At 72.0% G+C, this 15,164-nt stretch carries 16 protein-coding genes; 2 read left to right on the plus strand and 14 right to left on the minus strand.

Annotated elements, in window-relative coordinates:
- The first annotated feature begins 46 nt into the window (after positions 1 to 46).
- Both dcd and ACWC09_RS33075 read left to right on the plus strand, forming a co-directional pair.
- Positions 47 to 622: a dCTP deaminase gene (dcd, locus tag ACWC09_RS33070; protein WP_450854605.1), complete on the plus strand. Its 576-nt coding sequence runs from the start codon at positions 47 to 49 to the stop codon at positions 620 to 622.
- On the plus strand, positions 619 to 1,125 hold the full coding sequence (locus tag ACWC09_RS33075) for a phosphoribosyltransferase (RefSeq protein WP_450854606.1): 507 nt from the start codon (positions 619 to 621) through the stop codon (positions 1,123 to 1,125). The genes dcd and ACWC09_RS33075 overlap by 4 nt, the downstream gene beginning before the upstream one ends.
- Before the next feature lie 82 nt (positions 1,126 to 1,207).
- On the opposite strand, the gene ACWC09_RS33080 is transcribed toward ACWC09_RS33075, so the two are convergent.
- The 14 genes from ACWC09_RS33080 to ACWC09_RS33145 all read right to left on the minus strand — a co-directional run bounded on the left by ACWC09_RS33080 (position 1,208) and on the right by ACWC09_RS33145 (position 15,142).
- The gene (locus ACWC09_RS33080) at positions 1,208 to 2,176 is read right to left on the minus strand and encodes a Yip1 family protein (protein WP_450854607.1); all 969 of its coding nucleotides are present in this window, start codon (positions 2,174 to 2,176) and stop codon (positions 1,208 to 1,210) included.
- Between the two features lie 62 nt (positions 2,177 to 2,238).
- The gene (locus ACWC09_RS33085) at positions 2,239 to 2,385 is read right to left on the minus strand and encodes a hypothetical protein (protein ID WP_450854608.1); all 147 of its coding nucleotides are present in this window, start codon (positions 2,383 to 2,385) and stop codon (positions 2,239 to 2,241) included.
- Between the two features lie 55 nt (positions 2,386 to 2,440).
- Complete coding sequence (locus ACWC09_RS33090) at positions 2,441 to 3,841, minus strand: hypothetical protein (RefSeq protein WP_450854609.1); 1,401 nt, start codon at positions 3,839 to 3,841, stop codon at positions 2,441 to 2,443.
- Positions 3,842 to 3,882: 41 nt separating this feature from the next.
- Positions 3,883 to 5,289 carry an FG-GAP-like repeat-containing protein gene (locus ACWC09_RS33095; protein ID WP_450854610.1) on the minus strand — a complete coding sequence of 469 codons (1,407 nt, stop codon included), beginning with the start codon at positions 5,287 to 5,289 and terminating at the stop codon, positions 3,883 to 3,885.
- A 70-nt stretch (positions 5,290 to 5,359) separates the two neighbouring features.
- Positions 5,360 to 6,838 (minus strand): FG-GAP and VCBS repeat-containing protein, encoded by a 1,479-nt coding sequence (locus ACWC09_RS33100; protein ID WP_450854611.1) that lies wholly within the window; start codon positions 6,836 to 6,838, stop codon positions 5,360 to 5,362.
- A gap of 216 nt (positions 6,839 to 7,054) precedes the next feature.
- Positions 7,055 to 7,300, minus strand: a complete 246-nt coding sequence (locus ACWC09_RS33105; RefSeq protein WP_450854612.1) for a hypothetical protein — start codon at positions 7,298 to 7,300, stop codon at positions 7,055 to 7,057.
- Between the two features lie 140 nt (positions 7,301 to 7,440).
- Positions 7,441 to 8,739, minus strand: a complete 1,299-nt coding sequence (locus ACWC09_RS33110) for an FG-GAP repeat domain-containing protein (RefSeq protein ID WP_450854613.1) — start codon at positions 8,737 to 8,739, stop codon at positions 7,441 to 7,443.
- A 195-nt stretch (positions 8,740 to 8,934) separates the two neighbouring features.
- On the minus strand, positions 8,935 to 9,189 hold the full coding sequence (locus tag ACWC09_RS33115; protein ID WP_450854614.1) for a hypothetical protein: 255 nt from the start codon (positions 9,187 to 9,189) through the stop codon (positions 8,935 to 8,937).
- A complete protein-coding gene (locus tag ACWC09_RS33120) occupies positions 9,186 to 9,404 on the minus strand; it encodes a hypothetical protein (RefSeq protein WP_450854615.1) in 219 nt (72 codons plus the stop codon). Before ACWC09_RS33120 ends, ACWC09_RS33115 begins: the two co-directional genes overlap by 4 nt.
- A gap of 49 nt (positions 9,405 to 9,453) precedes the next feature.
- Complete coding sequence (locus ACWC09_RS33125) at positions 9,454 to 10,296, minus strand: peptidoglycan-binding protein (RefSeq protein WP_450854616.1); 843 nt, start codon at positions 10,294 to 10,296, stop codon at positions 9,454 to 9,456.
- 141 nt (positions 10,297 to 10,437) lie between these two features.
- A complete protein-coding gene (locus tag ACWC09_RS33130) occupies positions 10,438 to 10,731 on the minus strand; it encodes a hypothetical protein (protein ID WP_450854617.1) in 294 nt (97 codons plus the stop codon).
- Complete coding sequence (locus tag ACWC09_RS33135; protein ID WP_450854618.1) at positions 10,724 to 13,126, minus strand: hypothetical protein; 2,403 nt, start codon at positions 13,124 to 13,126, stop codon at positions 10,724 to 10,726. Before ACWC09_RS33135 ends, ACWC09_RS33130 begins: the two co-directional genes overlap by 8 nt.
- Positions 13,113 to 13,949, minus strand: coding sequence for a hypothetical protein (locus ACWC09_RS33140; protein WP_450854619.1), 837 nt, complete (start codon positions 13,947 to 13,949; stop codon positions 13,113 to 13,115). The genes ACWC09_RS33135 and ACWC09_RS33140 overlap by 14 nt, the downstream gene beginning before the upstream one ends.
- 134 nt (positions 13,950 to 14,083) lie before the next feature.
- On the minus strand, positions 14,084 to 15,142 hold the full coding sequence (locus tag ACWC09_RS33145; protein WP_450854620.1) for a hypothetical protein: 1,059 nt from the start codon (positions 15,140 to 15,142) through the stop codon (positions 14,084 to 14,086).
- Positions 15,143 to 15,164: the final 22 nt, after the last annotated feature.

The raw sequence follows: 15,164 nt of genomic DNA on the forward strand, positions 1-15,164 counted from the left end.
GGCCCACGACAATCGTGGGCCCGCGCGCCTTGCGTATCCTCGGGGCGTGCTTCTCTCAGACAAGGACATCCGGGCCGAGATCGACGCCGGGCGAGTGGTGATCGATCCCTATGACGAATCCATGGTGCAGCCGTCGAGTGTCGACGTACGGCTGGACCGGTACTTCCGGGTGTTCGAGAACCACCGGTACCCGCACATCGATCCCTCGGTCGAGCAGGTGGATCTGACGCGGCTGGTGGAACCGGAGGGGGATGAGCCGTTCATCCTTCATCCCGGGGAGTTCGTCCTCGCCAGTACCTACGAGGTCATCACTCTTCCCGACGATCTCGCGTCGCGGCTGGAGGGCAAGAGCTCCCTCGGGCGGCTCGGGCTCGTCACCCACTCCACCGCCGGCTTCATCGACCCCGGCTTCTCCGGGCATGTGACGCTGGAGCTGAGCAACCTCGCCACCCTCCCCATCAAGCTGTGGCCCGGCATGAAGATCGGGCAGCTGTGTCTGTTCCGGCTCACCTCGCCGGCCGAGTTCCCGTACGGCAGCGAGCGCTACGGCTCCCGTTACCAGGGGCAGCGCGGGCCCACCGCCTCCCGGTCCTACCTCAACTTCCACCGGACCCAGGTATGAGCGACACGGCAGCCGCGCGGGAGAACCTGACCTACGAGGCGTTCGGCACCGCCGTCCGCGAGCTCGCGCAGACCATCGCAGACGACGGGTACGAGCCGGACATCGTGCTGAGCATCGCGCGCGGCGGGGTGTTCGTCGCCGGTGGGCTCGCCTACGCCCTCGACTGCAAGAACATCCACCTGGTGAACGTCGAGTTCTACACGGGGGTGGGGACGACCCTCGACATGCCCGTCATGCTCGCGCCCGTCCCCAACGCCATCGACTTCTCCTCCAAGAAGGTCCTCATCACCGACGACGTCGCCGACACCGGCAAGACGCTCAAGCTGGTGCGGGACTTCTGCCTCGACACGGTCGCCGAGGTGCGTTCCGCCGTCGTCTACGAGAAGTCGCACTCGCTGGTGAAGTGCGAGTACGTGTGGAAGCGGACCGACGACTGGATCAACTTCCCGTGGAGCGTGGAACCTCCGGTGATCAAGCGGGCGGGACAGGTCCTCGACGCCTGAGGCCCGGCGGTCGTCCTTCTCTTCGCCGTCGGGCGGGCTCCCCTCGGCGTCGTAGCCGCAGAGACCCAGGGCCGCCGGAAGCCTAGAACGTGCCCAGTTTCACGATCGACAGCAGGGCGATCAGCTGGATCGCGCTCGCGCCCAGTGCCTTCGGCCAGGGGAGGTCGTGGGAGCGGCTGACCATCATGGTCAGGAGGGCACCGGCGGCGACCCAGGTCGCCCAGCCCAGGCCCTGTACGAAGGTCGCGTCGCCGCCGAAGAACATGGCGAAGACCAGGCGGGGGGCGTCCGTGAGGGACATGATCAGCATGGAGAGGCCGACCGTGGGCTGCCAGGCGCCGTCGCCGCCGAGCTGACGGGCCAGGGTGTGGGTGACCACGCCCAGGACGAAGGACGAGAGCACCATCGCGACGGCCGTCGTCAGGACGATCGGGACCGCGTTCGCGAGGGTCGCGTCGATGGCGTCCTTGCGGGCGCCGTCGAAGCCGAAGACGGCCAGGAGGCCGTAGAGGAAGGTGACGACGAGGGCGGGGCCCCACATCGTGTAGTCCCGCATCTGGAGGAAGGTCTGGGCCGGGGAGAGGACGATCCCCCGGAGCAGGTCCTTCCAGTGGAGGCGGGGGCCGATGGGGCCGGAGGGCGGTTGCGCCGAGCCGGCGCGGTAGGTCTCGCCCTGGTTGTACGGGTCCTCGCCGACCGAGAACGCCTGGGTGTGGCCCGGGTTGTTGGCCGCGTACGGGTCCGGGTTGCCCTGCGGGGCGTAGCCGGCGCCGTCGCCGAAGTACTCCGGCTCGTCGCCCTGGCCGCCGTAGCCGCCGGTGTACTGCTGCTGTCCCGGGTACGGCTGCGGAGCCGGAGGGTAGCCGTACGACGGGCCCTGCGGCGTCTGCGAGCCGTGCGGGGGGTGTTGCGGTCGCGTTTGCGGAGCGCCGTTGTTCCGGCCGCCGCGTCCGTTCCTGAATCCAGCCACGTCTTCGAACGTACCTGGTCCCGGAGAGTGACGTGCCGGGCCCGGCGGTCCGGACCCGGCTTTGCTGCCGAGCTGTGACATCCCCTAAGGGAAACCAGGAGTGGGATCAGGGAGTTGCTCAGGGAAGTGCCGTACGGGCCGGTTCATCCCGGCATGACCTGGCCGAACCTCAGGTGGCCCGAGGGCGGCAGGCCCACCGAGGCCGGGCCGAAGCTGACCGCGTTTCTCGTGGTCAGGTCCGATGCCGAGCCGCGCAGGCTGTAGACGGCACCGGCCGAGTCGCGCAGCACGGTGACGCTGCCGGCGCTCCTGGCGCTGCCGACGGCGGGGGATCGGCCGGCGGGGTCAACCGCCCAGTACCGTCCCGTAGCTGGGGGTGCCCGAGGTGGGGATTGCGGTGGTCGACGGGCCGAAGGACACGGCCGTGCTGCCGCGCAGGGACCACACCGCGCCGTCGCCGTCGTTCTCGCCGGGGGCCGAGACCGTGAGGCCCGTGGCCTTGCCGAGCAGGACCCGGGCGCCGAACAGGTCGCCCTTCTCCGAGGTGCCGGGAACGCCGGCGGTGTTCTGGGTGTAGGTCTTGGCGCCGGTGGTCTTCAGGCCGGAGGCCGAGCCGTACAGGACCGTCACCGCGCCGGCGCCGGAGTTCTCGCCCGCCGCGCCGATCGCCAGGTCGGCGTAGCCGTCGCCGTTGACGTCGCCGAGGGAGACGCTGCTGCCGAAGCGGTCGCCGGTCTCGGCGGTGCCGGGGACGCCGGCCGTGTCCTGGGTGAGGACCAGCGGGTCGCGTTCGGTGTTGCCCGGGTCGTCGGGGCCGGTGCCGTAGACGATGGTGACCCTGCCGCCCTTGGCGCCGGACGGGTCGGCGGAGGTCTCGTGGTCGTTGCCGACCGCGATGTCGCCGTGACCGTCGCCGTCGATGTCGCCGATCGCGGACACGTAGCCGCCGGGCAGGGACTGCAGCCAGTCGGTGTAGTTGCCGATCGTGGTGTCGGGCACCCAGTCGGTGACCGCGGCGCCGGTGCCGGGCTGCCGGCCGTGCACGACCAGGCTGGTCTTCCCGGAGGTCGTCACGCCCCCGGCGGTCAGGCCGGTGAGGCCGTACGAGTCGGAGTAGGAGTCCGGGAATCCGGAGCCCGAACCGCCGTTGACACCACCGGACTTGGCGAACGGGCCGTCGACGAAGGAGAGCAGGAGCGGGCCGTTCGAGCCGACCGCGACGTCCAGGTCGCCGTCGCGGTCGAGGTCGCCCACCGCGAGCGACTGGCCGTAACGGTCGACGTCCTCGGGGAAGTTGTTGATGAGCGTACGGGCCCCGGACAGGCCGGACCTGGCGCCCCAGACGATGACCACGGTGCCGTTGTTGGTGTCGTTGTCGGTGTCCTCGCCGGGCGCGCCGATCAGCAGGTCCGCGTAGCCGTCGGTGTTCAGGTCCGCGGAGGCGAGCGCGCTGCCGAAGGCGTCCCCGGCCTCGGCGGTGCCGGGGATACCGGACGTGTTCTGGGTGATCAGCTGGTGCGTCGAGGGCTTGAGGCCGGACGCCGAGCCGTACACCACGGACACGGCGCCCGCCTTCGCGTGGCCCGCGACGGTGGCGGCGGGTGCGCCGATCGCCAGGTCGGCACGGCCGTCGCCGTTGAAGTCGTACGGGGCGGCGGCGGTCGCGGCGTGGGCGGCGGGCGCGGTCAGGGCGAGCGGGGTCAGTGCCGCCGCGAGGAGGGCGGCGGTGGCGGTGCGCAGGCTCATGAACGTCCTTGGAAATGACGGGAGTTGTCGATGACGAGGGGTCACTGGGCGATGGCCCAGCCGAAGTCGCCGTTGCCCTTCAGGGCGACGTTCGCGGCGGTGATGGACGCCGCGCCCGAGGTGGTCAGGCCGGAGGCGATGCCGCGCAGGACGGTGACGGCGCCATGGCCGTTCTCGCCTCCCGCGCCCGCGACGAGGTCGGCCCTGCCGTTCTTGTCGAGGTCGACGAGGCGGACGGACTGGCCGAAGTCGTCCCAGGACTCGGCGGTGCCCGGGACGCCCGCGGTGTTCTGGGTGTAGGTCTTGACGCCGGTGGTCTTCAGGCCGGAGGCCGAGCCGTACAGGATCGTCACGGAGCCCGCGCTCTTCGCGGAGCCGATGTCCTCGCCGAGGGCGCCCACCACCAGGTCGGCGTAGCCGTCGCCGTTGATGTCGCCGCTGCTCAGCGACGCGCCGAAGCCGTCGTCGGTCTCGCCGGCGCCGGGTACGCCGGCGGTGTCCTGGTTGATGATCTGCGGGGTCTGGTCGGGGTCGGGGCCGTTCGGGCCGCCGTACCAGACGCTGATCTGGCCGCCCTTGTGGCCGGAGGCCTTGTACTCGTACGGGTCCTGGGAGTCGCCGAGGACCAGGTCGCCGTACCCGTCCTTGTCGAAGTCGGCGACCGTGCCGGAGAAGCCGTCGGCCTTCGGCAGGTCCTTCTGGGCGTACTTGCTGCCGGTCCAGGTGAAGTAGCTGATGTCGCCGCCCTCGTCGCCGTCGACGGCGAAGGGGTAGAGGCGCTCGGCCGCGCCGTCGCCGTTCAGGTCGCCGGCGGTCACCTCGTACGTGGAGCCGACCTCGCCGATGGTGGTGTGGCTCGCCGGGGTGCCGGTGCGGGTGAAGGGGCCCTTGTAGAGGCGGGTGCGGTTCTGGCCGGTGAGGGTGACGTCGTTCTTCCCGTCGCCGTCGAAGTCCGCGACCGCGACTCCGGAGGCGAAGCCGCCCCATTCGGCGAGGTCGGAGGGCTGGGGCAGCCCGGCGCCGCCGGACAGGCCGGACTTGGAGCCCCACAGGATCGTGGCGGCGCCGACGCCGTCCCGGTCGCCGATGCCCTCGCCCGGAGCGCCGACGACGAGGTCCGAGTAGCCGTCGCCGTCCAGGTCGCCGGCGGCCAGGCTGGTGCCGAACTGGTCCTGCTCCTCGGCGGTGCCCGGGACGCCGGCGGAGTTCTGGGTGATCACGGTCCGCTTGGCCGCGGAGACCCCGGAGGAGGAGCCGTAGAGCACGACCACGGCGCCGGCCAGCTGCGCGGAACCGACCTGGGTGCCGGCGGCGCTGATGGCGATGTCCCGGTAGCCGTCGCCGTTGAAGTCGCCGGCCAGGCCCGAGGGGGCGGCGGAGGCGGCGGGCGTGACGCCGAGGAGGCCGGTGGTGAGGGTGGCGGCCAGGAGGAGGGTGCGCTTGCGCAAGGTGGGGGCTCCGGGGAGAAGGGGGAGGAGCCGGGCCCGAGGGTGAGGGCCCGGCTCCGGAACAGGGGGGTCAGTCGGCGAAGTTGGCGCCGAAGTACGGCGTTCCGGTCGTCGAGACGCCCGAGGTGCTCGGGGAGATCGTGCGGGAGCCGGTGGTGGTGATCGTGGTGCCGTCGGAGGGCAGGTAGGTCACCGCGCCGTTGCCCGCGTTCTCGGCGGAGCCCACGATCAGGTCGGCCTTGCCGTCGCCGGTGACGTCGTCGAGCTTGACGTCGAGGCCGAACTCGTCGCCGTCCTCGTCGTTGCCCGGCACGCCTGCCGTGGACTGGGCGAAGGACTGGGCGCCGGTGGTGGTGTCCAGGCCGCTCGCGGTGCCGTAGAGGACGGTGACCGCGCCGGTGTCGGTGGCGCTGCCGATGTTCTCGCCGGAGACGCCGATCGCGAGGTCGAGGAAGCCGTCGCCGTTGATGTCGCCGAGGTCCAGCTCGGAGCCGAACCAGTCGTTGTTCTCGGAGGTGCCGGGGACGTTGCCGGTGTCCTGGGTGATGCCGGTGGACCCGCTGGGGCCGCCCGCGGAACCGTAGGTGACCCAGACCTTGCCGCCCTTGGCGGAGTCGGGGATCGACGTGCCGTCACCCGTGGTGGCGTTCCAGTAGGCGCCGCTGACGATGTCGCCGTAGCCGTCCTTGTCGATGTCGCCGATCGCGGTGATCACACCGGGCTTGAGGGCCTGGGCGGAGGAAGTGCTCAGGCCGCTCGCGGTGCCGGGGATGTAGTAGTTGCGGTTCCAGCCGTAGTCGGTGTTGGTCTCGAAGCCGTCGACGACCAGATCGGTGCGCATGTCACCGTTGATGTCGCCCGCGGTCAGGTTCAGCGGGCCGTTGGCGTCGCCGCCGCTCTGGATGGGGGGCTTGATCGTGTAGCGGCCGCCGGGCGTGCCGGAGGTGGTGAAGCCGCCCTTGTAGACGTAGAGGGTGGAGGCGGAGCTGCCGACGGCCAGGTCGGCCTTGCCGTCGCCGTCGAAGTCGCCCGCGGCGAGGTTCTTGCCCCAGTAGTCGTGGCTGGAGGGGGCCGGGTCGGGGATGCTGACGCCCTTGCCGGTGATGCCGGAGGGCGAGCCCCAAAGGATCACCAGACCGCCGCCGTCGGTGTCGCTGCCGACGTCCTCGCCGGGGGAGCCGACCGCGAGGTCGTGGTAGCCGTCGCCGTTGAAGTCGGCGTACGCGGTCTCCGCGCCGAAGGCGTCGCCGGTCTCGGCGGTGCCGGGGTTGCCGGTGGTGTTCTGGCTGATGGTGGAGCGCTTGGCGGAGGAGATGCCGGTGGGGCGGGTGCCGTAGAGGATGACCAGCTGGCCGGCGTTCTTGTGGCCGCTGACGTAGGCGCCGGAGGCCGAGAAGGCGACGTCGCCGACCCCGTCGCCGTTGAAGTCGGCCCGCGGGACCTGCGTGGAGTCCGCGGCCGTGGCGGACACGGCCGAGAAGGTGAGCAGACCGCCCGTCAGAGCGACGGCGGAGGCCGTCGCGAGGGCGAGTCGCAGAGGCTTGTGCATGCAAGGTCTCCTGCAGCATGCGGGGATGCCTGGCGGGCATCCGCAGTCGATGGGGTGCGCGTCGACCTGTGTTCGCCGGGAGTTGTCCCGGCGTTCACACAGGTCGGGCGGCGATCAGGAGACCCTTGGCGAGGAGTAAGGGTTGTACGTGATTTCGGTAAAGTTCTGCGGCTGTTGTGGCGGGAGAGGCGATCGGTCTCCGTGCCGGAGGGGCGCTCAGCCCGCCAGGTCCGTGCCGAACGCGCCTCCCTGGGCCGTCGACAGACCGAGTGCGGTCGGGCCGAAGCTCGTGGACGCCGTCGTGGAGTAGAGCGTGGACGCGGCTCCCGGCAGGAACCAGGCGGCGCCCGCCGGATCGTTCTCCTGGGCGCCGATCGCGGTGAGGTCGGCGCGGCCGTCGTGGTTCACGTCGGAGGCGAGGAGGGCGGCGGTCAGCAGGGCGGTGCCGGTACGGGTGGTCAAGACGTCTCCAAAGGGCGGGGGCGATCCCCGGACCGGTCCCGGAGTCGCACGAGGTCGCTGAGAGGAGACCTCCGGTGGGAGGTAAGGGTTGTACGGGAGTTCGGTAATTCTCCGGGCCTGCTGGGACGCCTGCTGTGACGTCAGTCGTCCGCCAGGAACTCCGCCGTCGAGAAGGTGACCGCCGGCTTCCGCGCCAGCAGCCCCTTCTTCGCGCTCGCGCCCGGATAGACGGCGACCGTGTCCTTCGTCTCGCCCGCATACGTCCGTACGACGAGGTCGTCCCGCCCGTCCCCGTCGAAGTCGCCCGCCGTGACGACCCTCGTGGTGCCGTGGGCGGGTGGCTCGACGGTCACCATGCCGGTCGCGGTCAGGCCCGCGGCACGGGCCCGGAACACCTTCAACCCCGAGCCGCTGGAGACGAGTTCGGAGAGTCCGTCGCCGTCGAGGTCGGCGGTGTCGAGAAGGGTGCCGGGGGAGGGGAGGGTGGCCCGGGTGGGGGTGGGGAGGTCGTAGCGCAGGGACGTTCCGTCCAGGGTGCCGATCGCCGCGTCCAGGGCCTTGCCCCTGCCGAAGCGGCCGAGGGCGACGTCGAGGCCCTCGGGGAGGGCGGCGCCGGTGCGGGTGGGGCCGGCGGGGGAGCCGAGGACGACGGACGACCTGCTCGAGCCCTCCGTCGTACGGACCAGGAGGTCGTCGTATCCGTCGCGGTTCACGTCGGCCGCGGGGCCGGTGGGGAGTTCGCCGGTGGCGGGGAGGGGGGTGGCGGCCGCGCGGGGGGCTCCCTTACGGCTGAACGGGCCGCGCAGATAGGTGAGTTGACCGGCCGACGCGTGCAGCACCAGGTCCTGTGCGCCGTCGCCGTCGAAGTCGCCGCAGACCGGCTGGTCGGGCCAGTCGTTGCCGAAGCGGGCGCGGGCCGGGACGGTGAGGGGGACGGCGCGGGTGAGGCCGGTGGGGGAGCCGTAGAGGAGCTGCAGGGGGACCGGGGGCTGTCCCTGGCCGTCGTAGGGCGGGTCCGTCGACACCACCACGTCGGTGAAGCCGTCCCGGTCCAGGTCGCAGGTCGCCTCCGCGTCGAAGACGGCCGGGAGCCGACCCTTGGTGCGGGCCGCGTACTTGGCGGGGCTCAGCAACTGCCGGGCGCCCGGGGTGAGTCCGTGCGCGCTGCCGTAGACGATGCCGATGCCGGCGTCGTCGGCGTGGCTCTGGGCCTTCACCAGGTCGTCGAGGACGAGGTCACGGTGACCGTCGCCGTTGAAGTCGACGGCGACCCTGCTGCCCTTGCCGTGTGGGATCGGCAGCTCGGCGGGGGCGTTCGCGATCTGTACGGGGGTGTGCTTCGCGGCGCCCGCGTCGGCGCCGGGGCCGCAGGCCGCGAGGAGAAGGAGACAGCCGCAGACCGATGCCGTAACCGCCGCCCCACCTCTTCGCACGCGCACCGTCTCCCTCGTCAGCACCGTCGACAACGCCTGGGTAATGATGCACGTGTTCGAGATGCCGCGACAGCCTTCCTGCACAGGGGACAGCGGAGGCATGACCGCGGACGGACCGGGCGAGGGAAATCCGCCGGCGGTCGGGCAGCCGGTGTCCTGAGGACGGCCGGCCCGTGCCGGGGGCGGGCCGGCCGTATCCGGTCACCTGCCGACCGTCTCCCACAGCGCGAGCCCCAGCGCCGTGCACGACGTCACCGCCGCGAGGGACGGGAGGGGCCAGCGGGCGCGTTCCAGGGCGTCGAGGCGGTCCTCGTGGTCGCCGAGGGTCTTGTCGGTCTGGTCGGCGCGCTGGAGGAGGAGGGCGAGGTCGCCGCGGGTGGTGGCGAAGCCGACGTCGACGGAGCGGCGCAGGCGTTCGAGCTCCAGGGCGACCCCTTCGGCTTCTCGGGTGGTCATGACGGTTCCTCCTCCCTGCGCAGCCAGGACGGCAGCGCGTTCTCCACCGCCGGCATCGACATCAGCCGGCTGAACGCGGTCGCCGCCGCCACCAGCACCGCGAACGCCGGGAGGTCGGCGAGCCCGGGGGCGGCGGCGAGCAGAGGGAGCGCGGCCGCCACCGCCAGCGCGGTCTGGAACGTCGTACGGAGTGCTCTGCGGGTCGAGTCCTTCATGTCGTGGGCTTCCTTTCCCGTCTTCCCTTCCTCGGCTTCCCTGCGTGTCTCACACCCGCGGCACCCGCAGCTTCGCCCAGCTCGTGGCGCCCGGGACGCCGTCCGCGTCGGTGCCGCCGTAGCCCAGCTTGTGCTGCCAGGCCGCGTACGAACGGCGGTCCGCCGCCGTCCAGTCGGGTCCGGGCCCGACCTCGTAGCGGCCGCAGCCCTCCGCGACCAGGCGGCGGCCCATCGCCGTGATGACGGCGCTGCGGCGGCCGGCGGTGAAGAACGCGGCGCCCGGGAAGGGCTCGTACGCCGGCGTTGCCCGTGTGCCCAGTCTCCCGGCGACACGTGTGCGCATCGACGCCATCGAGAAGCTCGGGTCGATCTTGCGGGTCGTCCACTCCTTGTGGCCGATGACGTGGCTCGCACTCCAGCCGTGGGTCCGGCAGACGGCCGCCGCGACCTGCTCGACCGCCGCCAACTGGGCCTCGGGGTAGGGGTCCTTGCCGTTGCCCAGGTTCTCGATCTCGAAGCCGTAGAAGTGGGCGTTGCCGTCGACCGTGTCCACGCCCGGGCGGGACGGGAGGGCGGTCGCGGCGCGTACGGCGTCGTAGACGGCCTGCGAGCCCGATCCGGCATGGTTGGTGCGGCCGTAGCCGACGAGGTGGACTGTGCCGTCCTTGGCGATCACCGCGACGCACAGCGGGCCCGGAAGGTCGGAGCGGCCGGTGCGGCAGAGGGAGACGCTGTTCGTGCCGGCGGTGTGGTGCAGCATCACGCCGGCCACCGGGCCCCAGGCGCCGACGGAGTCGCGGTTGTGGGTGGACCAGTCGCCGTGCTCGACGACGGTGACGCCCTCCGCGCGCAGTGCGGCGCGGAAGGCGGTGGCGGACAGGGGTGTTGCCATGCGAAATGCCTTTCTGCGGTGGGGAGTTCAGGGGGTTCAGAGGATCGGGTCCACCCGGACTTGCCGCCCGGCGGCGCGGTGAACGCGGCCACCAGCGGGTCGCCGCTCGCGCCGGTCAGGGTGTCGGCGGCGGCGGAGCGGTCATCCGGTGGTCTCCTCGGCGGTGGCGGCGGTGTCCGGGTCGGTCTGTGCCGGCGCCGGCGCCGTGCTGCCGCCGCTCGCCGCCTCGGCCCGCTCGGCGCCGGTCTCCTCCGGCTCCGTCGGCGTCGGCTCCTCCTCCGCCACCCCCTCCGTGACGGTGACCGCCACCGGAGTGGCGACCACCCGCGTGTCGTCCCGTGCCTCGAAGTACGCGGTGAGGCTGGTCGCCACCGCCGTGGCCAGCTGCTGCAACTGCGCCTCGGCCAGCACGACTTCCGTCGTCGGCTCAGACATGAGCGCCCTCCTCGATCTCGCCCCAGGTCAGGCCCGACGTGGTGAGGTCCGCCAGCGTCGGGAAGGCGGCGGCGACCGAGGCGTACGTCGCGTAGGTCACGGTGGCCGGGTTGCTCGGCGCGTCCGGGGTGAGCCCGGAGTCGGCGGGCAGGGCGCCGGGGTCCATGCCGCGCAGGGTCAGGGTCTGCTGCACACCGCCCTCGGCGGTGGCGGCGGTGCGGATGCCGACGACCCAGGCGAGGGTGTCGAGTTCGGCGCCCGTGGTGTCCACGACCCGTACCGCGTCGCCGAGTTGGATGCGTGGGTCGTACAGCACGTCGACGTCACCGATGACCGGCACCGGCAGCACGCCTGCCGCGCGCATCGCCTGCGCGAGGTCGGCCGCCGAGCCGGCGTCCTGCACCCAGTCCGTGGAGTCGGCGGTGTACTCCTGGCGGCCGTAGAACTTCTCGCTGGCCACGCCGTTCGGGTCGTTCGCGGGGTCGTCCAGCAGGGCGATGGCCTCGCGGTCGACCGGGTCGGCGCTGGGCTTGAGCGTCTCCAGATAGAAGGACGGCTTGCCCGCCGTGGTGACCGTGTAGAGGGTCTGGGTGCTGCGGTTGCCGTACCGGACGACCAGGTAGCCGTCCTCGCGTCGGACCAGCATGTCCACCATGCCCTTGACGGCGGTGCCGCCCGAAGGGCTGGTGCCGAAGCGGACGTTGGTGCCGGGGGTGGCGCCGGTGTCGTCGTCGGTGCCGGGCGGGCTGATGTCGTACTCGTCGTCCGACATCAGGTACTTGACGGTGGTCGTGGCGCCGGGCTTGAGCACCCGGATCACATCGTCCTGGAGAGTCGTGCCGGAGACGCCGGAGATGCCCGTCCAGTCCTTGTAGGGCTGGGTGCAGTAGTTGCGGCAGGCGTCGATCTCCTCCGTCGCGGTCAGGGACGCGATCTCCCGGACGCTGGTGAGGGTGAGGTCGGGGGTGGCCGGCCGGGTGGCGAACCGGGTGTGGTTGCGCCAGCGGAAGACGCCCCGCTCGTCGAGCTCGGCGGTGGACATGCTCGCCTTGGCGATCTGCGAGACCACCTCCCACTGCGAGCCGGAGACCCGGGGGACCGTGTACGACGGCAGGATCACGTCGTCGAGTTCGACGCTCTTCGTCCAGCTCTGCGCGAACTCGGCGGCCGTCGGCATCGCCGCCATCCCGCTGGTGACCTGCAGGCATTCGGACGGCAGGTCGGTGAAGAGGCTGACCTGGCTCAGCTCGGAGGCCGGCTGGGCGGCCGAGGAGTCGCTGAACGTGGCGACACCGCCGATGAGCTGGCTGCCGTCGGGCGCGGTGAGCCGTGGCTGCACCGTCGGCTGGACGCTGGTGGTGCCGCCGCTCATGTCGAGATACGCACCGATGTGCCACACGCCCCGCTGGCCCAGCGCGGGCCACGTCCACTCGAAGTACCAGCCGCTGGAGACATCCGTGGACGCGATCCGCACCCACCGCTCGGCGAAGTTCACGAGCAGTTTCAGGAACCCGGTGTTGGAACCGTTCCGGTTCAACTCCAGCTGGACGACGACCAGATCGCCGTTCCCGATCCCGTCGTCGCCCGAAGTGCTGTCGTACCGAACCGAGTTGTTCACCCACACCTCGGCGAAGAGCCGACTGCCGGGCACGGTCACCCGGCTCCTGGGGAACCAACTCGCCCTGATCTGCTCCTGCTTGGGCACGAACGCCATCTCGTGCGGCGCGCCCGCGCGGCCGAAGGTGTAGGTCGCCGGGTCGGGCAGGATCTCCGGCTGGCCGTACGGCGTGGCGAACCCGCCGTGCAGCGTGGCGTACACCAGGGTCAGCGGCTTGCCCTCGACGAAGTCCGGGTAGCGCGGCGGCGGGCAGGCGTACAGGCCGCCCTGGCGCAGCAGTTCGGACACGCACCAGGTCGCCGAGGAGACCGGGCGCTGCCGCAGGAAACCCGCGTACGGCTTCGGCAGCACGGCCGGTCCGCGCAGCCGCTCCGCGCCGTCGAGGGCCGTGACCTGGAGCGAGTCGGTGCCGGAGGCGGCGCTGCGGGAGCGGACGGTGCCGCGGAACGCGGGCAGCGTGCCCGCCGTGCCGACGCCGCCCTGGTGGACGACGGACTGCCCGGGACGGGCGATGTCGCCGTTCGTGCGGTCGGCCCACGGCGAGTACAGCTCGGGCGCCGACCGGCCGCCGGTCCCGGAGAGCTGGACCTGGAGCTGGGCCGCGGACGAACCGGAGAAGGCGCGCATCGCGGCGGGCAGATCGGTCGCGTACGACCGCTCCAGCTGCCAGGACTGCACTTGCGCGGAGACGTCCCTGCCGCCGAGCCGGGTGGTGTGCCGGACGGTCCGTTCACCCGCGGTGAGCGCCGCCTCGGTGGAGTCGTCAGCCTGCTGCACCGGACACCTCCACCAGGTCGAGGCTCATGCTGCGGTACGGCAGCGGGCGGCCCGGGGCGTCGCTGTAGCCGGTGACCGACATCGGCGGCAGCCCGTCGCCGGGCACGCCGTCCGTAGCCGTGGCGCCGTAGGTGAGGCAGGCGCCGGCGAGGGGGTAGGTGCCGGCGGTGCCGGGCCTGACGGTCGGGGTGGCGAAGGCGGCGGCGGCCGGGGCGGTGCCGGTGACGAGGGGGCCGGTGGCGGTGATCGAGCTGATGTATGTCCCGTCGGCCTTCTTGAAGTCCACGCCGACGACCACCGTGCCGAGGGCGGCGAGGGCGGTCGGGGCGCGGAAGGAGACCTGCAGTCCGGGGGAGAGGGGGAAGTTGCCGACGGTCGCGGTGCAGCGCCAGCCGACGGTGCCGGCGGTGTCGGCGGCGGTGAAGGTGAAGGTGCCGGGGGCGGTGGTGCTCTCGGCGACCGTGCCGGTGCTGGTGGTCTTGAACCACTGCGCGAGACCGGTGATGTCGGTCGCGCCGGGCACGCCCGATCCGCCGGCCTGGGCGGGTGCGAGGACGTTCCCGGCGGCCGGGTCGACGACGTACACCGGGCCGGGGCCGTCGACACGGCGGGCGATGCGGTCGAGGGCGCGGGCGTGGACGGGGGCGAGCAGGTCCCAGGACAGCTTGAGGCGGCGGACGGGGGCCTGGTTACGGGTGACGGTGACCCGGCCGCCGAGCGACTTGAACTCCGTGACGCCCAGGTCGGCGCTGCGGTCGTAGGACTTGGCGGCCTGGTCGATCTCGGTCATGGCACCGGGCGGGCCGATCCAGAGGTTTCCCATGGGGGCTCCTGAGGGGTCTGGCTGCGGGCGTGGGCGTGGGCGTGGGCGTGGGCGTGGGCGTGGTCAGGGGCAGGGGCATGAAAAAGGGCCGACGGGCGTGAGCCGCCGACCGTGGGGTGGGTGTGCTGCTCGGGTTACCGCCGGGCGAGCTGCCGTTGCCCCAGGAACACCGCGCGGGCGATCTCCTGCGAGTCGACCTGCACGACGACGGGCCGGTCGGCGAGCTTCTCCACGGCCGCCGTGAGCGTCCGCAGTCCACCGCCGTGCCCGAGCATCCGCTCCAGCTTGGACAGCGGGACGACGGCCTCGTTCTCACCGGCCTCGCCGAGCAGGGCGAGGGTGCCGCCGGGGCGGGCGGTGACGACGCCGCCGGCCGCGAGGTGCGGGACGGGCACGTGCAGCCGCGGGAAGCCGAACGAACGGCCACCGAACTTCGGCACCCAGTCGGGGATGCTGATGTGGATGCCGGCGAGCGCGCCGAGCAGGCCGTTGAGGGCGGTGGCGAGGCCGGTCATCGGCGCGAGCATGGCGTTGCCGAGGCCGCGCAGCAGCGGACCGGCGTTCTTCACCAACCCGCCGACCGCGGACCCGATGTGCTTCATGGCGTACGAGACGCCCTTCTGCAGCAGGGCGGTGATCTTGTCCATGTTGACGAACTGCGCGATGAGCGGCGTGAGAAGCGTCATCACCAGGCCGAACGGATTCGCGGCCATGGCGAGGTTGAGCCCCTTCTGCGCGAGGGACGCCCCCTTGACGCCCTTCCCGAGCCCACCCATGGACTTCCCGCCCCTGTCGGCGTTCTTGGCGGCCTTCCCGACGGACTTCTCGACGGCGTCGGCCTGCTGCTTGACCCCCTTCAGCTCACCGTGGGCGCCCTTGGCGGCGGACTTGAGCTTGTCGAAGGAGGCCTTGAGCTTGTCGGTGGTGGTACGGGCCTTGTCGAGACCGCCGCCGCTCTGGGTGGCGTCGGTCCTGAGCTTGCCGAGAGAGGTGCCCAGTTGGTCGGAGCCGGTCCTGACCTTGGTGAGAGCCGGAGCGACCTGTCCTGCCGTCGACTTGATACGGCCCACGGCGGTGTCGGCGGTGCCGGCGGCCTGGCGCAGGGTGCCCACGCTCCCGCCCGCCTGGCTCAGCGCCGTACGGAATCGTCCTACGCTTGCGGTTGCCTGGTTCAGTGAGCTCGCGAGACCCACGGTTCCTCATCTCCTTCGGGAT

Source organism: Streptomyces sp. NPDC001617, assembly GCF_053596855.1.